The organism is Nocardia sp. CDC159, from assembly GCF_023740735.1.
Taxonomy (GTDB): Bacteria; Actinomycetota; Actinomycetes; order Mycobacteriales; family Mycobacteriaceae; genus Nocardia; species Nocardia pulmonis.
This window is the reverse complement of the sequence record NZ_JAMRXH010000035.1, coordinates 1-18,862: the sequence shown is the minus strand read 5'-3', so window position 1 is coordinate 18,862 and position 18,862 is coordinate 1. Positions and strand designations below refer to the sequence as shown.

At 68.8% G+C, this 18,862-nt stretch carries 15 protein-coding genes; 10 read left to right on the top strand and 5 right to left on the bottom strand.

Going from position 1 to position 18,862, the window contains the following annotated elements; translation table 11 throughout:
- Positions 1–3,833, top strand: a 3,833-nt coding sequence (locus NDR87_RS36725; protein WP_286014488.1) for an SDR family NAD(P)-dependent oxidoreductase, incomplete at its 5' end; no start/stop codon positions are given.
- Between the two features lie 33 nt (positions 3,834–3,866).
- Positions 3,867–6,206 carry a type I polyketide synthase gene (locus NDR87_RS36720; protein ID WP_251918852.1) on the top strand — a complete coding sequence of 780 codons (2,340 nt, stop codon included), beginning with the start codon at positions 3,867–3,869 and terminating at the stop codon, positions 6,204–6,206.
- 58 nt (positions 6,207–6,264) lie between these two features.
- Here NDR87_RS36720 and NDR87_RS36715 read toward each other — a convergent pair whose 3' ends face one another.
- From NDR87_RS36715 to NDR87_RS36695, 5 genes are read right to left on the bottom strand one after another with little or no spacing between them, the layout of a single operon-like run.
- Positions 6,265–7,347, bottom strand: a complete 1,083-nt coding sequence (locus tag NDR87_RS36715) for an HAD family hydrolase (RefSeq protein ID WP_251918851.1) — start codon at positions 7,345–7,347, stop codon at positions 6,265–6,267.
- Between the two features lie 13 nt (positions 7,348–7,360).
- Positions 7,361–8,479 carry an acyl-CoA dehydrogenase family protein gene (locus NDR87_RS36710; RefSeq protein ID WP_251918850.1) on the bottom strand — a complete coding sequence of 373 codons (1,119 nt, stop codon included), beginning with the start codon at positions 8,477–8,479 and terminating at the stop codon, positions 7,361–7,363.
- Positions 8,472–8,768, bottom strand: coding sequence for an acyl carrier protein (locus tag NDR87_RS36705; protein WP_251918849.1), 297 nt, complete (start codon positions 8,766–8,768; stop codon positions 8,472–8,474). Before NDR87_RS36705 ends, NDR87_RS36710 begins: the two co-directional genes overlap by 8 nt.
- A gap of 4 nt (positions 8,769–8,772) precedes the next feature.
- Positions 8,773–9,615 (bottom strand): 3-hydroxyacyl-CoA dehydrogenase family protein, encoded by an 843-nt coding sequence (locus NDR87_RS36700; RefSeq protein WP_251918848.1) that lies wholly within the window; start codon positions 9,613–9,615, stop codon positions 8,773–8,775.
- A complete protein-coding gene (locus tag NDR87_RS36695) occupies positions 9,612–10,289 on the bottom strand; it encodes an O-methyltransferase (RefSeq protein ID WP_251918847.1) in 678 nt (225 codons plus the stop codon). The genes NDR87_RS36700 and NDR87_RS36695 overlap by 4 nt, the downstream gene beginning before the upstream one ends.
- A gap of 259 nt (positions 10,290–10,548) precedes the next feature.
- On the opposite strand from NDR87_RS36695, the gene NDR87_RS36690 reads away from it, so the two are divergent.
- From NDR87_RS36690 to NDR87_RS36655, 8 genes are all read left to right on the top strand, one after another.
- Positions 10,549–10,812, top strand: coding sequence for an acyl carrier protein (locus NDR87_RS36690; protein WP_251918846.1), 264 nt, complete (start codon positions 10,549–10,551; stop codon positions 10,810–10,812).
- Positions 10,813–10,816: 4 nt separating this feature from the next.
- Positions 10,817–11,797 carry an acyl-CoA desaturase gene (locus tag NDR87_RS36685; protein WP_251918845.1) on the top strand — a complete coding sequence of 327 codons (981 nt, stop codon included), beginning with the start codon at positions 10,817–10,819 and terminating at the stop codon, positions 11,795–11,797.
- Positions 11,787–13,460 (top strand): AMP-binding protein, encoded by a 1,674-nt coding sequence (locus NDR87_RS36680; RefSeq protein ID WP_251918844.1) that lies wholly within the window; start codon positions 11,787–11,789, stop codon positions 13,458–13,460. Before NDR87_RS36685 ends, NDR87_RS36680 begins: the two co-directional genes overlap by 11 nt.
- 5 nt (positions 13,461–13,465) lie before the next feature.
- On the top strand, positions 13,466–14,503 hold the full coding sequence (locus NDR87_RS36675; RefSeq protein WP_251918842.1) for an SDR family oxidoreductase: 1,038 nt from the start codon (positions 13,466–13,468) through the stop codon (positions 14,501–14,503).
- Positions 14,500–15,432: an SDR family NAD(P)-dependent oxidoreductase gene (locus tag NDR87_RS36670; RefSeq protein WP_251918840.1), complete on the top strand. Its 933-nt coding sequence runs from the start codon at positions 14,500–14,502 to the stop codon at positions 15,430–15,432. The genes NDR87_RS36675 and NDR87_RS36670 overlap by 4 nt, the downstream gene beginning before the upstream one ends.
- Entirely contained in the window at positions 15,429–16,316 is an 888-nt protein-coding gene (locus NDR87_RS36665; RefSeq protein ID WP_251918838.1) for a cyclopropane-fatty-acyl-phospholipid synthase family protein, read from the top strand. The genes NDR87_RS36670 and NDR87_RS36665 overlap by 4 nt, the downstream gene beginning before the upstream one ends.
- A 10-nt stretch (positions 16,317–16,326) precedes the next feature.
- Positions 16,327–17,748 (top strand): FAD-binding oxidoreductase, encoded by a 1,422-nt coding sequence (locus NDR87_RS36660; protein ID WP_251918837.1) that lies wholly within the window; start codon positions 16,327–16,329, stop codon positions 17,746–17,748.
- 16 nt (positions 17,749–17,764) lie between these two features.
- Positions 17,765–18,862, top strand: a 1,098-nt coding sequence (locus NDR87_RS36655) for a type I polyketide synthase (RefSeq protein ID WP_251918836.1), incomplete at its 3' end; no start/stop codon positions are given.

The window sequence follows — 18,862 nt, the reverse complement described above, 5'->3', positions numbered from 1 at the left end:
TCGCGACGTATGGGCGTGGGCGGTCCGGTGATCCGTTGTGGTTGGGGTCGGTCAAGTCGAATATCGGGCATAGTCAGGCTGCCGCGGGGATGGCGGGTGTGATCAAGGTGCTGATGGCGATGCGTCATGGGGTACTGCCCAAGACCCTGCATGTGGACGATCCGACTACCAAGGTGGACTGGTCAGCCGCGGGCGTGCGGTTGCTGACCGAGGCTCGGCCGTGGCCGGAGACCGGTCGCCCGCGCCGCGCCGCGGTGTCGGCGTTCGGCGTATCGGGCACCAACGCACATGTCATCGTGGAACAGGCACCCGAACTCGATGCCGCCCCCCGCCCCGCTGACCCCGCGCCCGCGCCGGTGACCGATGCGCCCGCGGTCTGGGTGCTGTCGGCGAAATCGGCCGCGGCGCTGGTGGATCAGGCACGCCGACTGCGCGATCACGTGCTCGCCCACCCTGAACTCGATCCGGTGGATATCGGCTACTCCCTGCTGACGACGCGCGCCCGGCTCGAGCACCGCGCGGTGATCATCGGCAGCGATCGCGGCGAACTGCTCGCTGGTCTCGACACGGTGATCGAATCCGGGGCGAACGTCGGGAGCGAACGGGTCGCGGTGGGCCGGACCACGCGCGCCGGTCGGGTGGGTTTCGTCTTTCCGGGGCAGGGCGGGCAGTGGGCCGAGATGGCGCGCGAATTGCTGGACTCCGCACCGGCATTCGCGGCGCGGATCGGGGAGTGCGCACAAGCACTGGAGCCGCATATCGATTGGTCGCTGTCCGACGTGCTGACCGGAGCGCCGGGTGCGCCGTCGTTGGATCGCGTGGATGTGGTTCAGCCCGTGTTGTTCTCGGTGATGGTGTCGCTGGCGGCGCTGTGGGAGTCGTTCGGTGTGCGCCCGGATGGTGTGATCGGGCATTCGCAGGGCGAGGTGGCCGCGGCGTGTGTGGCCGGGGTGCTCTCGTTGGCCGATGCCGCCCGGATCGTGGCCGTGCGTTCGAAGCTGGTGCAGCAGCGCGTGATCCAGGCCGGTGGTGACGGCGGTATGGCGTCGATCGCGGAGCCGGTGGAGCGAGTCGAACAGCGGTTGGCGCAGTGGCCGAATCGGTTGTGGGTGGCCGCGGTGAACGGTCCGGCGGCGGTGACGATCGCCGGAGATGTCGAGGCGTTGACCGTGGTGCTGGATCGCTGTGCGGCCGAAGGGGTGTGGGCGCGTCGGGTGCCGGTGGATTACGCCTCGCACAGTCCGCAGGTCGAGCCGGTCCGAGAACCGCTGCTGGCGGAACTGGCCACGGTGACCCCGGCCGAATCGACCGTCCGCTTCCACTCGACGGTGCTGAACGCCGTGGCCGAGCCGAGCCAGCTCGATGCGGAGTACTGGTTCCGGAATCTGCGCGAGCCCGTGCGATTCGACGCGGGCGTGCGGGACATGGTCGAGCGGGGCTACCGGGCCTTGATCGAGGTGAGCCCGCATCCGGTGCTGGCCGTCGCGCTCGGGCAGTCTATCGAGGCAACCGGTCACGATGTCGACGATGTCGCGGTGGTGGGCACGCTGCGCCACGACGACGGCGGTCCGGACCGGGTGCTGCTGTCGCTGGCCGAGGCGTATGTCTCCGGTGTACCGGTGGATTGGTCGGTGCTCTACTCCGGCCGCGTCCCGCGCCGTATCGACCTGCCCACCTACGCCTTCCAGCGCGAACGGTTCTGGATCGACACCGCGGACGGCGTCTCCGCCGCCGGCAATACCGAACGGGCCCTCTGGGCATCGGTCGAGCGTGGCGACCTCGACGAATTCGCGACACTGCTCGCCGCCGACGACGAGCGTCAGCGCGAATCCCTCGGGGTCGCCCTGAATCTGCTGTCGAACTGGCGCGCAGGCCAGGACACCGCCCGCCCGAACGCCTGGCGATACCGAGTCGAATGGATCCCCGGCGGCTTCGACAGCGCGCCCGTGGGCGGTCACTGGCTCGTCGTGCTGCCCAGGGGCACGGCAGCTGCGGAACCGGCCCGCACCTGCCTGCGCGCCCTCGGCGAAAAGGGCGCCCACCCAACGGTTCTCGAGCTCGACACCGCACATCCGGACCGCACCGCGCTCACCGAGGTGCTGGCGACGGCCGACGGCATCCTCTCGCTGCTGGCCCTCGACGACCGTCCCCATCCCGAGTACGCCGCGCTACCGAGCGGTTTGGCCGCGACCATGGTCCTGGCGCAGGCACTGAGCGATACCGGGAACACCGCGCCGCTGTGGCTGATCACCCGCGGCGCGGTGCGCGCCACACCGGCCGACGCACCCGCGGCGCCCGCCCAGGCCGCCGTGTGGGGTTTCGGCCGAGTGCTCGGACTCGAGCTGCCCACGGCCTTCGGCGGACTGCTCGATCTGCCCGACGAGATCGACGAATCAATCAGCGGCGCAGTTGTTTCCGCCCTGGGAAACACCGCGGGGGAGGACCAGATCGCGATCCGGCCGAACGGCACGTACGTGCGACGACTGACGCGCGACCGAACTCGCGGGCCCGGCGCGGCCGGATGGCGACCGCGCGGCGCCGCACTGGTCACCGGCGGCACCGGCGCACTCGGCGGACATGTCGCGCGGTGGCTGGCCGACCAGGGCGCGGACCATCTCATTTTGATCAGCAGGCACGGCCGAACCGCCCCGGGCGCTGCGAAATTGGCCGACGAACTGGCCGCGTGCGGCACGACGGTGACGATCGAATCCCGCGACATCACCTCCGCCGCCGCGATGACCGAACTGTTCGACCGACAGCGCGCCGCCGGACATCCCATCCGCACGGTCGTGCACTGCGCCGGCGTTTCCCAACCTCGCGCGCTCGGGCAGATGACAACGGCATCGCTGGCCGAGGATATGGCCGCCAAGGCCCGCGGCGCGGTGGAGCTGGCCCGCTGCCTCGACCCCGAGCAACTGGACGCCTTCGTCCTGTTCTCCTCCGGCGCGGGCGTGTGGGGCAGCGCGATGCTCGCCGGATATGCCGCCGCCAACGCGTATCTCGACGCCTTCGCCGAGGAGTTGCGCGAGCGCGGCCTTCCGGCCACGGCCGTGGCCTGGGGCGCGTGGTCCGGTGACGGTATGGGCGCGGACGAGGTCGGCCGGGAACTGCGCCGCCGCGGCATCATCGGCATGGCGCCCGAACGGGCGGTGCGGGAGCTGCATCGCGTGCTCGGCAATGCCGAGACCACCTCGGTGCTCGCGGATATCGACTGGGAGCGTTTCCTTCCGGTGTTCGCGGCGCAGCGCACCAGCCGCTTCCTCGATGCCATGGCCCGGGAGGTCGCGGCCGAACCGGTCGAGGAGGACGCGCCCGCGCGGCTCGACGGGCTGGCCGAACTGCCCGGCCGCGAGCGGTTGAAGGTGTTGCGCAAGACGGTGCTGCAGCAGGCGGCGGCGGCGCTCGGATACGGCGATCCGGACGCGCTCGCACCCAAGGCGACCTTCCAGGAGTTGGGTTTCGACTCCATCGCCGTGGTACAGACCGTCCGGCGGCTGGCGGCGGCCACCGGCCTGCGGCTGGCGACCACGGTCATCTTCGACCATCCGACCCCCGAGCGGCTGGCCCGCCACCTGGATGCCGAAATAGCCGCCCAGGCGACGACTTCCGGTCCCGCCGCCGTCGGTATCGACGCCGTGACCGACTGGTTCCGCGGACTGGATCCCGCCGACGCCGAATACGCCGAAGCGCTCGACCGCATGCGGCGGTTGCTGGCCGAGGCGGTCGCCCCGGTGGCCGAGTCGACGCCGGGTAACGGCACGGCGACCGATGTGAACGACCTGACCGACGACGAACTGTTCGAATTCGTCGACACCGAATTCGGCCTGTCCTAGCGGCAGCGCGCGGTACCGAGAGGTAGGACTCGCGTGGACGAGAACACAGCCAAGCTTCGGGAATACCTGAGAAAGGTCACGGCCGAACTGCAATCGTGCCGCGCCCAGCTGAACCGGGTCCGGGAGCCGATCGCCATCGTCGGCATCGGCTGCCGCTATCCCGGCGACATCACCGGGCCGGAGGAGCTGTGGCAACTGGTGGCCGAGGGGCGGGACGCGATCTCCGAGCCGCCCGCGGACCGAGGCTGGTTCGCCGATCCGGCCGTGGCCGGGCTGCTGAAGCAGAGCGGCGGTGGATTCCTCTATGACGCGGGCGAGTTCGATCCGGAGTTCTTCGGCATGTCACCCGAGGAGGCGGCGGCGACCGACCCCCAGCAGCGTCTGCTGCTCGAGATCGCCTGGGAGGCGGTCGAACGCGCGGGTATCGACCCGAACTCGCTGCGCGGCAGCAGAACCGGAGTCTTCGTCGGGGCGTTCTACCGGCTCTACGCGGCCACCGCGCCGCTGTTCGACGATATCGACGACCATCTGGTCGCCGGTGTCGCGGGCAGCATCATGTCCGGTCGGGTCGGGTACGCGCTCGGTCTCGAGGGCCCCGCGCTCACCGTGGACACCGCGTGCTCGGCCGCGCTGGTGGCGATTCACCTGGCGTGCCGATCGCTTCGGCTCGGGGAGACCGATCTCGCGCTGGCCGGTGGTGTCGCCGTGAACGCGACCCCGCACATGTACACCGATTTCGCGCGCTCGATCGGGCAGTCGGCGGACGGGCGCTGCCGATCCTTCGCGGCGGGCGCCGACGGGACCGGGTGGAGCGAGGGCGCGGGACTGCTTCTGCTCGAACGGGCCTCTCGGGCGCGCGAGCAGGGCCACGAAATCCTCGCGCTGATCCGTGGTTCGGCCACCAACCGGGTCGGTGCCTCAAACGGTCTGACCGCACCCAACGGCCAGACCCAGCAGCGGGTCATACGGCAGGCCCTCGCCGATGCCGGGCTCACGCCCGCCGATGTCGACGTCATTGATGCGCACGGCTCGGGCACCCGGCTCGGGGATTCCATCGAGGCCCATGCGCTGCTGGCCACCTACGGGCGGGACCGGCCCGCCGATCGGCCGTTGCTGATCGGCTCGGTGAAGTCGAATATCGGCCACGCCCAGTCGTCGAGCGGAGTGGCGGCGATCATCAAGATGGTCGAGGCGATGCGCCGCGGCGAGGTGCCCGCGACGCTGCACGTCGACGAGCCGTCCCCGGATATCGACTGGTCGTCGGGCGCGCTGTCGCTGGTGACGGCGCGTCGGCCGTGGCCGGATCGAGACGGTACACGCCGGGCCGCGGTGTCCTCTTTCGGCATATCCGGGACGAATGCGCATCTGATACTGGAGTTTTCCGAGCCACCGCGCGTCGAGCCGCCCGCCGATTCGGGGGAGCCGCGGCTGCTGGCGTGGCCGGTCTCCGGTGCGTCCCCGGCCGCGCTGACCGCCCAGGCCGAGCGGCTGCTCGCTCATCTGGACGGTCGGCCGGGCCTGCGGTCGGTGGATATCGGCTATTCGCTGGGGACGACCCGGTCGATGCTCGCCTGTCGGGCGGTGGTGCTCGGCGCCGATCGCGGTGAGCTCGTCGCCGGACTGTCGTCGCTGGCGAAGGGCACGGCGGCGGACGGGGTTGTCACCGGGCGGGCCGCGCAGGGGCAGGGCGTCGGCTTCGTGTTTCCGAAGGCGGTCGCCGCGACCGCGCCCGACCGTTTCGGTGACGCCCCGATCGTCGCCCGCACCTTCGACGAGGTATCGCGGACCGTTGCGCGGTATCGGGACAGGAACATCGAAGGCGATGAAATCAGCGCGCGGACGACGGCTTTCGCGTGGGGCGTGGCAGTGCATGCGCTGTTCGATTCCTGGGGAGTGCGGCCCGAAGCGGTGACGGGTAGCGGCATCGGACTGATCGCCGCGGCGCGAACGGCGGGTGCGATCGGGTTCGCCGACGCCTGCCGGCTGGCCGCCGCATACGCCGAGCTGGCCACCGAATCCGCCGACGCGGAGCACGAATTCGAAGCCGTGCTCAGGGAACTCGACTTCCAACCGCCACATCTCTCGGTGGTCACCGCCGCCGGGGAAGCGTCCGAGGAACTGCGCTCGCCGCGGTTCTGGCTGCGCCGCGCCGCCGAATCCGGCGCGGCGGCGATGGCCGCCGCGGGCGGAACCCAGCCGGTCGACCTGACCGCCGTCGACACCCACGCCGCGCTGACCAGGCTCGCCGAAATCCATTGCGTGGGAGTCGATGCCGATTGGTCGTCCGTATACGCCGACACCGGCGCGCAGCGCGTCGGCCTGCCCACCTACCCGTTCCAGCGCACCACCCACTGGTGGGCGACCGCGCGCTGACCGACACATGAAAAGCGGCCCTGCCACGAATTGCTCGGGACAGGGCCGCTGTCGTCGATCAGGCCGAGACGGTCGAACCGAGATCCGGAGCGCTGAGTCGCACCGTCGCCGACGGCTCGTGTTCGCTCGGCACCAGATGCAACCTGGCACCGGAGTCCGCGTCGGTACGCAGCCGCGCACGACATTCACACGCCTCGTCGGTGAATCCGGCGAACCGATACGCCACCTCCATCATCCGATTGCGTTCCGTCGCACGGAAATCGGCGATCAGATGCACCCCGCTGCGGGCCGCCGCGGTACACAGCCAGTCGAGGATGGTCGACCCGGCACCCAGCGACAGCACCCGGCAGGAGGTGGCGAGCAGCTTCAGATGCCATACGGTCGGCAACTTCTCCAGCAGCACCACACCCACCGCCCCGTAGGGACCGAAGCGATCCGATACCGCGGCCACGAGGACCTCGTGCCGTGGATCGTCGAGCAGCGCGCGCAGGGTCTCCTGCGGGTAGTACACGCCGGTGGTGTTCATCTGGGTGGTGCGCACGGTGAGCTCTTCGACGCGGCTGAGATCCACCTCGGTGGCCCGGCTGATCCGCATCTCGATGTCGAGGGAGCGCAGGAACTCGTGATCGGGTCCCGTATGCTCCTGGCGGGCCGCGTCGCGGCGGAATCCGGCCTGGTACATCTGCCGTCGCCGACGCGAGTCGATGGTGTCGGTGGCCGGGCTGAATTCCGACAGCGCGAGCAGACCGGCCACCTGATCGGCGGTGTAGCAACGCACCTCGGGCAGGTGATACCGCACCTCGGCGCGTTCGGCCGGTTGATCGTCGACGAAGGCCATGGCCGAATGGGCGAAGTTCAACCCGTCGGCGATCTCGCGGACCGACTGCGACTTCGGCTGCCAGCCGATCCTGGGCAGCACGAAATATTCGGCCAGGCCGAGCTGTTCGAGCTGCGCCCAGGCCGGTTCGTGATCGTTCTTGCTGGCGATCGATTGCAGAATGCCGCGCCGGTCGAGGGTTTCGACGATGTGGCGGATCTGCTCGAAGGGTTCCACGCGGTCGCCTTCCAGCAGGGTGCCGCGCCACAGCGTGTTGTCGAGATCCCAGACCAGGCATTTCACGGGGGTGATGTCAGCGGTCATGTCCTCAGCCGTTTCATGAGTCGAGATGAGACGTCAGGATCGCCTGCCGGGCCAGCATCAGCTCGCAGATTTCGTTGCTGCCCTCGATGATCTCCATGAGCTTGGCGTCCCGATAGGCCCGCGCCACCACGCCGTGATCCTCCGCACCCGCCGAGGCGAGCACCTGCACCGCGGTCGCCGCACCCGCGGCGGCATGTCGGGCGCTGGTGTACTTGGCCAGCAGGGTGGCGCCGACGACATCGGGGGTCCGCCCGTCCCAGCACTGGCTGGCGTGTTCGCAGGCCCGGGTCGCGGCGCGTTCGGCGACATACAGTTCGGCGAGATGCCGCGCGACCAGCTGATGCTGGTCCAGGGTCACGCCGAACTGCTCCCGGCGCACCGCGTGCCCGGTCGCGGCGGCCAGACATGCGCGCAGGATGCCGACACAACCCCAGGCCACCGAGAAGCGCCCGTAGGTCAGGGCCGCGGTGACCAGCAGACCCACCGTGGGGCCGCCCCCGCCGAGGACGTTGGCCGCGGGCACGCGCACCCCGTCCAGATCGAGGTGTGCGTGTCCGGCGGCCCGGCAACCCAGCGGCGCCGCGACCGGGCGGATGCCGACCCCGGGGGTGTCGGTCGGCACCACCACCGCGGCGGCGCCCTCGCCGAAACGCCCGAAAACCACCAACAGATCGGCGAATCGGGCCGCGGTGGTCCAGCGCTTGCGGCCCTCGATGACGACCGCATCGCCCTCCGGCCGGATCTCGGTGCGCATGCCCGTCAGATCGCTGCCCGCGCCGGGCTCGGACATGGCCACGGCCGCGAGCTGCCCGGAGACCAGACCGGGGAGATGGGCACGATGCTGCGCGCGGTCGCCCAGGCGCGCGATCGTCCACGCCGCCATGCCCTGTGAGGTCATGACGCTGCGGGTGGAACTGCACAGGGCGCCGACGAAGGCGGTGAACTCGCCGTTGTCCAGACTGCTCGCGCCGCGACCGCCGTACCCGGGATCGACCTGCGCGCAGAGCAACCCGGCCGCACCGAGCTTGCGCAGCACCTCGACGGGCACCGCGCCCGCGGCGTCCCAGGCGTCGGCATGGGCCGCCACCGCCTCGCGCACCCACGCCCGCTCGGCGCCGAGCGAGTCAGCCATCGAGACCCTGCTCGTCCGCCGCGCGCAGCCGCAGCACCAGATCGACCATGCGCTCGACGGACCGGAAGTTTTCCAGCTTCAGGTCGAAGCCGACGATGGCGATATCGAAGCGGCCCTCCAGGAACACCACGAGCTCCATGGCCAGCATCGACGAGGACAGTCCCGTCTCGACCAGATCCTGGCCCGGGCTGACGACCGCCTTCGTCTTCGTCTCCAGATACGCGATCAGCGCCTTCTCCACCTCGCCCGCGGTCACCGCACCGGCGGTGGTCATTTCATCGCTTGTCATCTCGTCATCCCTCGTAGGTGTAGAAGCCGGTACCGGATTTCTGGCCGAGTTCGCCGCGACGTACCTTCTCCAGCAGCACCTCGCACGGGCGGCAGCCGTCGTCGCGCAACCGCTCGGCAAGCACGTTCAGCGAATCGACGAGGTTGTCCAGCCCGATCAGATCGGCCGTGCGCAGCGGTCCGGTCGGATGACCGAGACAACCGCGCATCAGCGCGTCAACGTCCTCGGCGGAGGCGATGCCCTCCCCGACGATGCGCGCGGCGGCATTGATCATCGGATGCAGCAGCCGGCTCGTGACGAATCCGGGGGAGTCGCGGACCACGACGCTGCGCCGGTGCAACCGGTCCAGCAGCGCGGTAACTCGGTCCATCGTCGCCTCGGAGGTATGGGTCCCGCGGATCACCTCGAACGTTCCGACGGCATAGGCCGGATTCATGAAGTGGATCCCGGCCAGCCGCTCGGGCCGGGGCAGCGCGGTCGCCAGTTCGTCGATCGGAATGCTGGAGGTGTTGGAGACCAGGACGGTTCGCTCGTCGGCGACGGCCGCGACCTCCCCGAGCACCTTGTACTTCAGCTCGAACCGCTCGGTGATCGCCTCGACCACCGCGGTGGTATCGATCGATCCGCCCAGGGTGGTCGCGGTGGTCAGCGCACCGAATTCCTGATCGGCGGGCAAGCTGCCCAGCAGTTGGGCGTGCCGCAACTTTCGCCGCACGATCGACGGCGCCCGCTCGACCACGTCCGGATCGATATCGATCAAATGCACTCCGATGCCGTGCCCGATGGCCAGGGTCGCAATGCCGGTGCCCATCACCCCGGCGCCCAATACCGTAATTCCGTCGGTCATCGAACTGCCTGCTCCTTTTTTCGCGCGAGGGTGATTCCGTCGGCCATGGACAGCATCGCGATATCGACACGGGTGTCGCCGTGAATCAGGTCGTTGAATGCGCGCACGCCCGCGGTATCGGGATCGTCGTGCCCGGCTTCCAGGACGCGACCGCGTAGCAATGTATTGTCCACGACCACCAGACCGCCCGGTCGCAGCAACCGCAGGGCCGCCTCATAATAATCGACGTACCCGGTTTTGTCCGCGTCGACGAAAACGAGATCGAAAGAGTTCTCCCCGAATTCGTCGCGCAGGCCCGCGAGTGTGTCGCGGGCGTCGCCGATCCTGGCCTCGATGCGGTCCCGCACACCGGCGAGCCGCCAGTGCTGTTCGGCGACGGCGAGCCAGCGTTTCGAGTTGTCGCAGGTGAACACGCGGCCGTCGGCCGGGATCGCCCGGGCCAGCCACAGCGCGCTGTACCCGGTGAAGGTGCCGACATCGATAACCCTTGTCGCACCGGTCAATTGGGTCAGCAGCGCGAGCAGTTGACCCTCCTCCGGCATGAGCAGCATCGCCTCGCCGAGCGGCAGTCCGAGCGTGGCCTCGCGCAGTGAACGCAGCACCGGGTCCTCGCGCAAGGAAATGTTGCGGACATATGTCAAGAGCTCATGGGAAATATCTACCTGATTTGCCATGCATCACCTCGATGGGATATGCGTGCGTCGGCACCCGGTCCGCGGCGCACGGACCGGCCACGATACGACCGTAGGTCGCACCGGCCGATGTTCTCAAATCTCCCGACGTCGGTAGATTCTCCCGACGCGGGGAAAATTTTACGGTGCCTGCTGCGCCCCGATAGATTTCGTGGTCGGCAGATGTGCCGATTCACACTCATTGCGTCGCGAGCTCGATCGAGCGGACAGTGGTCGCCGTGACCGTTTCAGGGAGGTAACTGTGTTGATCACGATCGACGAAGTAGAAACGCTTATCCGGCGGCAAATGCGTGGCAAGCAGCCGAAGGATGTCGTCATCGACGAGAGCACCGATTTCCGCGACCTGGGGCTGTCCAGCCTGCAGATCGCGGAGGTGGTCTTCAGCCTCGAGGAGGCACACGAGGTCGAATTCGACCCGGCCCGCGCGGCGGATGCCAGAACACTCGGGGACCTGATCCGGTTGGGCAACGAAGCCATTGCCGGGGCAGCGGTAGTGGAGGGGTAGTCCCGTGGACGGGCGCGACCATTACGGTTTCATCCTGGCGTCATCCCTGCTCCCGTTCCTGGGCGTCCTCGCCGCGATCGTCCTGCTGTGGAACCGGATCGTGGGCTGGTCGGACCTGATCGTGCTGGCGATCATGTATTCGATTGCCATCCTCGGCATTTCGGCCGGCTACCACCGGCTGCTGACGCACCGGTCGTTCAAGACCTCGCGGCCCATGAAGATCTTCCTGGCGACCGCGGGCACGATCGCCGGGCAGGGGCCGGCGCTGATCTGGTGTTCGCACCACCGACGCCACCACCGCGTCGCCGACAAGCCCGGCGATCCACACAGCCCGTATCTCGACGACGAGCCGGGTATCCGCGGTGCGCTCAAGGGGCTGTGGCACTCGCATCTGGGCTGGCTGTTCGACAAGGAACTCACCTCCGACCCGATCCGGTACTGCCCGGATCTGGCCCGGGACAAGGACATTCGCTTCATCTCGACACATTTCATCGAGATCGTGATCGCGGGTATCGTCCTGCCCGGCCTGCTCGGCCTGGCCATCACCCAGACCTGGCAGGGCTTCCTCACCGGAGCGCTGTGGGGCGGGTTGGTCCGGATCTTCCTGGCCAATCACGTGACCTACGCGGTGAATTCGATCGGGCACTACTACGGCAGGCGCCGGTTCGACACCCCCGACGAATCACGCAATGTGGCCTGGCTGTCCATTCCGTCGTTCGGTGAGGCCTGGCACAACAACCACCACGCCTTTCCGAAGGCGGCGTTCCACGGCTTCCGGTGGTGGGAGGTCGATCTGACCGCGGTCTTCATTTGGGTCTGCGAAAAGCTCGGCTTGGTCTGGGATGTCGTGCGCATCCCGCAGGAACGCATCGCCGCACGCGCGGCGGGCCTGAGCCAGGTGGGCGGCGGCCGAACGGCGGCGGCCGCACCCCCCAAACCGCTCGCCGAACGACCCGACCATCACGGAGCCGCGGATGTCGAGTGAACCGCGCACGGGCCCGGGTCTGTGGGACCGGCTCACCGGTGGCGGCCGGTCCTTCGGGAACGCCCTGCACTGCTGGGTGGGCGATGGCTATCAGGAGTTCGGCTGGGAAACGGTGGTTCGGGAGGCCGAGGCGACCACGGCTGGCCTGCGCCGGGCGGGCGTCCGGCCGGGCACCCGCGTCGCCGCCGTGCTGACCAACAGCCCGCACGTGGTGCGCGGGCTGTTGGGGGTGTGGCTGGCGGGCGGTGCGGTGGCCTCGCTGCCGGTGCCCGCCCGCGGCATGACCTTCGAGGAGTACGCCGGGCAACTCGCCGCGATTGCCGATCGGCTCGATCCGGTCGTCTTCCTGGTCGAGGCGAATCTGCTTGCCGCGCTGCCGGAATCGCTCCGGTCCCAATTTCCGTTCCGATCCTGGGAGTCCTTCGCCGACAGCGGCCGGGTCGAGGCGACGCCGCCCGAACTCGATGAACCAGCGTTCATCCAGTACTCCTCCGGCAGCACCAGCACGCCCAAGGGCTGCGTGCTCTCGCCGCGGGCGATCGCGGCACAGCTGGACATCATCGCCGACCTGATCGACGCCCGGCCCGGCCGCGACGTGTTCTGCTCGTGGCTGCCGCTGTCGCACGATATGGGCTTGTTCGGCGGCCTGCTGTCCTCGTGGGCCAACGATTTCTCGCTGTATCTGTCCACACCGGAACGATTCACCATCACCCCGAACAGCTGGTTCGCGGATATGGCCGAATTCGGCGGGCGGTCCAGTGCGGGCACCAACACCAGCCTGTACCTGGCCGCGCGAGCGGCCAGGCGGACGAAACGCATGCCCGCCGGTGGGCTCGGCAGTGTCGAGCACTGCATCATCGGCGCCGAGCGGATCGAATGGGAGACATTGCGATTCGCCGCCGAGTCGATGGCCCCCTTCGGCCTGCGGCCCAACGGACTCGTGCCCGCCTACGGGCTGGCCGAGGCGACCCTGGCGGTCAGCTATATGCCCGACGGCGCGGAACCGTGGCGCCGGGTGGTGATGGATGCCGCCGCACTGGCCGACGCCGAACTGGTCGAGGTCGAGCTCGGCCATCCGCATGCCGCCTCGGTGGTCAGTGCGGGCACCGCGTGCCAGGGCGTCGAACTGATCGACTCCGGCAGCGGTCGCCTGGACGAGATCGTGGTCCGCTCACCGAGTCTGGCCACGGGCTACTGGGCCGATGAACAGCGCTCGGCCGAGACCTTCCGCGACGGCCTGCTGCACACCAGCGATCTCGGCTTCGTCAAGGACGGCCACCTCTATCCGGTCGGCCGCACCGACGACGTCATCTCGATCGCGGGCCGCAAGGTGTACGCGCGGGAGGTGGAAAGCGTCGTCGACGGAATCGACGGCGTACGCCGGGGCTGTTCGACCCTGGTCGCCCACCACGACGGCACCGCGCAGCGGTTGACCCTGTTCATCGAGGTGAGCGGCGTCGGAACCGATTACGGCGATGTCGCCACCGCGGCGGCGTCGGTGGCCATGGCGAAGGCCGCCGTCGCGCTCGACGAGTGCGTATTCCTCGATCGCGACAGCCTGCCCAAGACGCCGACCGGCAAGATTCAGCGACATCGGTGCCGGAACCTGTTCGAGGCGGGCCGGTTCGAGCCGCTCGCCACGGTCGATCTGACGAGGATGTGAATGCGGTGACAACGGCAACGCGCACCGCGCTGCTCACCGGTGTGTCCGGCGTTGTGGGCCGGGCGGTCGCCGCCGAGCTGCGCGGCTTCCACGTGATCGGCCTGGCACATTCGGCCACCGATGTGCCCGAGGCCGACGAGGTACTGCACGCGGATCTGCGCTCGCCCCGACTGGGTCTGCCCGATCGAGTCTGGCACGGCCTGGCCGAGCGGGTGGATGTGGTGATCCACTCCGGCGCCACCACCAACTGGGGGCAGGCGCGGGAGATCTATCAGGGCATCAATATCGACGGCACCGCCAGGGTCGTCGAGCTCGCCCTCGCGGCGGGCGCGCCGATCCATCTGATCAGCTCCTGCTTCGTGCACGCGCTCGAGCGCGGCTCGATCGATGATCTGCGGCCGGGCAACGTGGTGACACCCTATATCTGGTCGAAGCTGGAATCCGAGCGGCTGGTGGCCGAAAGCGGTGTGCCGCACACTATTCACCGGCCGACCAACGTCATCGGCGATTCGGCCACCGGCGCGAGCAGCAGGCCGCAGATCGTGCAGCAGCTCTCGGAGTGGTTCTGCCGTGGCAAGGCGCCGTACTTCCCGCTGCATCCGGGCAATCTGATGGATTTCGTGCCGCTGGATGTGGTGGCGCACGGAATCGCCCGGGCTGTCGAGGCGAACGAGCTGGGCCGGATGTTCTGGCAGACCTACGGCGCCGAGGCGATGACCGTCGACGAGGCGCAGCAGATCATGCTCGACCACGCCGCCGATCTGGGCCGCCGGATCAGCGCCGTGCCGGTGGTGAATCCCACGGTGCCACTGCCGATTCCGCTGGAGCGCATCGCGCCGATGTCGCGCACCTTCCTGCAGGTGCTCATCGACACCAGCGAGGTGACCCACGCCTGCGGTGGGGTGCTGCCGACCTCGCTGCCGGAGCTGCGCGAACGGTTCGGTGTGCCCACGGTCAGCGACCGCGACGCCTATCGGCGCACCTTGAAGTACTGGGCGGGCGATCCGCCGATGGCCGAATCCGATCGGAAGGAAACAGCGTGACCGACACCGTGAATGGCTGGCAGCGACCCGACCTGGCCGGCAAGGTGGCGATCGTGACGGGCGCCAGCCGAGGCGTCGGTCGCGGTATCGCGCTCGCGCTCGGGGACGCCGGTGCGAAGGTCTATGTGACCGGGCGCAGCCGGCGCGGCGAGGAGACCACCGAGGGACTGCCGGGCACCATCGACGACACCGCCGACGAGGTCACCGCGCGCGGCGGCATCGGGGTCGCGGTGCGCTGCGATCACACCGTCGACGCGGATACCGAGCGCCTGTTCGAACAGGTCGCCGCGACCGACGGCCGCCTCGACCTGCTGGTCAACAACGCCTGGGCGGGCTACGAGCGCTGGCCGGAAGCGAAATTCGACGCGCCGTTCTGGAAGCAGCCCGCGTGGCGGTGGGAGCTGTTCGCCGGATCACTGAGCGGGCAATTCGTCGCCTCCAGACTGGCCGCGCCGCTGATGATTCCGAACCGCAGCGGCCTGATCGTCAACATCTCCTTCACCGACGGCGACGTCTATCTCGGCCAGACCGCCTACGACGTGTGCAAGTCGGCCTCCGATCGCATGGTCGTCGGCATGGCCTACGAGCTGCGCAAGCACAATGTCGGCGCGGTCGCGCTGCATCCGGGGTTCGTGCGCACCGAGCGGGTCGAGGCGGCCTGGGATCTGCTGGGCGAGGGACCCGCGCAGGTGGTGCACTCACCGGAATACGTCGGTCGCGCGATCGCGCATCTGATCGCCGACCCCGAGCTGATCGAGGTGTCCGGCCAGCGGCTCGCGGTCGGGGACTTGGCCGTGCGTTACGGCTTCACCGATATCGACGGCCGCCAGATCCCGCCGTTCCGGCTGGAGGGGCGGATCACCCTGGCGGCGCGCATGGAACGGCTCAACCGCGTGGTCGCGGCCGGGCGAACGGAGGCCGCGAAATGACAACGGACGCGGGCTATCTCGGTGCGTCCGAGGCGGCCATCCGCAGCCACTACGACGTCGGCAACGACTTCTACGCGCTGTGGCTGGATCCGTCGCTGACGTATTCCTGTGCGCTGTGGGAGGATCCGCACGGCACCGGCGGTACCGACACCCTGGACGCCGCCCAGCAGCGCAAACACGATCTGCTGATCGAGGGCACGCGGGCCGCGGGCCGGGAGCGGGTGCTCGATGTCGGCTCCGGCTGGGGCGCGCTGCTGCGACGGTTGGTCGAGCGGCACGAGGTGCGCCAAGTGGTCGGGCTGACGCTGAGTCGCGCGCAGGCCGAGGCGGTCGGCGCGTGGGCCGACGACCGGTACGAGATCCGGGTGGAGAACTGGGTCGACCACCGCCCCGAGGAGCACTACGACGCGATCATCTCCATCGGCGCCTTCGAGCATTTCGCGGACATGGGCCTGCGCCGCCACGAACGGGTCGCGGCCTACCGGGACTTCTTCCTGCGTTGCCGGGACTGGTTGCCACCGGGCGGGCGGCTCGGGCTGCAGTCGATGCTCAAGGGCAACAACACGCGCATGGGTCGGCAGACGGTCCGCGATCTGCTGTTCATGATCGATCGAATCTTCCCGGAATCCGAATTGCCTTGGCTTTCGGAGATATTCGAGGCCAGCGAGCGATTGCTCGATGTGGTGTGGGTGCGCAACGACGCCGATCACTACGCCCGCACCTGCCGGGAATGGAACCGGCGCATGCTCGCCCAGCGCGAGCGCGCCGAGGAACTGGTCGGCGCCGACGTCGTCGCGGATTACGAGCGGTACCTGAACGCCGCCGCCGATGCCTTCACCAAACGGCATTTCGGCCTGGGGCGCTTGATTTTCGAACGTGTGTGAGGAGTTGGCGATGGTGGATGTCGAACCCGTGCGGATGCTGCACAGCACGACGAACGGGCACCGGGGTGTGGGCGAGGCGATCGGTGGCCAATACGAGCCCAAACACGAAATCTATTGGCGCGAAACCGAACACGTGGCGCCCGGTGCGCCGCTGAGCGAGGACGTCACCTGCGATCTGGCCATCATCGGCGGCGGATACACCGCGATGTGGACCGCCTTCTTCCTCAAGCAGGCCGATCCGAGCATGGACATCCACATTCTGGAGGCGGACTACGCCGGTGTGGGCGCCTCCGGGCACAACGACGGCTTCGTCACCCCGACCATCGGACACAGCATGGCCGCGCTGGTACATCGCTTCGGCGCGGAGCAGGCCAAACTGGCCTATACCGTGGTCGGCAAGTCGATGCTGGAACTGGATCGGTTCTGCAAGAAATACAGTGTGAACGCCGAATTCGAGCGCACCGGCTACTATCAGGTCGCCACGAATCCGGCGCAGCGCCGACTGCTCGAGCACGATATCGAGTTGACCGAGCGCCTGGGCGCGCAATCGGCGATCGAGTTGCTCGACGCCGTCGAGGCCAGGGCCCGGATCGGCTCACCCGCCATCACCGCCGCGTTCAAAGTCGGTGGCGCACTGATCAATCCGCACCGGCTGGCGCGCGGCCTGCACCGCGTGGTCACCGAACTCGGTGTGCACGTGCACGAATCGACCCGGGTGGTCGATGTCGAGCGCACGGCGCAGGGCCATGTCGCGAAGACCCCGCACGCCCGGGTGACCGCGCCGAATCTGCTGTACGCCACCAATGCCTATCAGCATCAGTTCGCCCCATTCCGCCGCAAGGTGGTGCCGGTGTGGAGCTACGCCGCGGTCACCGAGCCGCTCACCGACCGGCAGCTGGCCCAGGTGCACTGGCCGGAGCGGGAGGGGTTCGTCGAGGCGGGCAACTTCATCGTCTTCGGCCGACTGACCGCGGAGAACCGCCTGCTGTTCGGCGGCGGCCGGGCCAACTACGAATTCGGCCGCAATATGGACGAACAGCGCTACATCGACAACCCGAAGGCCACCGCGACCCTGCGCGGTGTGCTGAACCGCTACTTCCCGCAGTGGCGCGATGTGCGATTCAGTCATACCTACGGCGGCTGCGTGGCCATCACGCGCGAGATCGTGCCGCACGTGGGCACGCTGGGCGATGGGCGGTTCTACGCCCACGGCTACTGCGGCAACGGCATCGCGGTCACGCATTCGGTGGGAAAGGTGTTGCGCGACCTGATTCTCCGGCGCGATACCACCTATACGAAGCTGCTGTTCGTGAACGGCAAGGAGCTGCCGTTCCCGCCGGAGCCACTGTCCTATATCGGGGCCAAGGGGCTGACCTCGCTGCTGGCCGCCCAGGACCGCTTCCCGGGCCTGATCCGCAGGCAACTCATCTGACCTCCTGGAGGCTGGCATGTCCGACGGTGTCTCGTCCCCCACACTGTTGTCCCGGCGGCTGGCGGACGTGCCCGCCGCCGATCGGTTCGCCGCGGTCCTCGACATCGTGCGGGGCGAGACCGCCGAATTGATCGGCCGCGAAATCGAGGCGGTCGACCCCGATCGGGCCTATCGGGATTACGGCTACAACTCGCTGGCCGCGGTCGAACTCACCCGGATGCTCTCGGAGGCAACGGGTTTCGAACTCCCGATGACACTGCTGTTCGACTTCCCGACCCCGGCGGAGGTGGCGCGGCATCTGCTCTCGCGCATCGAGCCCCCGGCCGGGCCGATCGCGACCGACGAGCCGGACCCGACCGCATCGCCGGAGGACTCGGATCCGATCGTGGTGGTGGGGATCGCGTGCCGGTATCCCGGCGAGGCGCGGACCCCGCAGGCGCTGTGGGAGTTGGTGGACCGGGGCGTCGACGCGGTGACGGAATTCCCGGACGACCGCGGGTGGGATACCCGGGTCTACCATCCCGATCCCGATCATCCCGGCACCACCTATGCCCGTTCGGGCGGTTTCCTCTCCGGCGCGGCGGATTTCGATGCGGCGTTCTTCGGTGTGGGTCCGCGGGAGGCGTTGGCGATGGATCCGCAGCAGCGGTTGCTGTTGGAGGGTACGTGGGAGGCGCTGGAGGATGCGGGGATCGATCCGGAGTCGTTGCGGGGCAGCGATACCGGCGTCTTCGTCGGCGCGTGCGATTCGGACTATCGGCAGCTCGCGCGGTCGAGCGAGATCGATCTCGGTGGATATTGGGCGGTGGGTTCGGCGGGCAGCGTGTTGTCGGGCCGGGTGGCCTATACCTTCGGGCTGACCGGCCCCGCGTTGACGGTCGACACGGCCTGCTCCTCGTCGCTGGTCGCGCTGCATCTGGCCCGTCGAGCGCTGCAGCGCGGGGAATGCCGGTTGGCCGTGGCCGCCGGGGTGACCGTGTATGCGACGCCCAGTCTGTTCGTGGAGTTTTCGCGGCAGCGTGCGATGTCGGTTGATGGTCGGTGTAGGTCGTTCGCGGAGGGTGCGGATGGGGCGGGGTGGTCGGAGGGTTTGGGTGTGTTGGTGTTGGAGCGG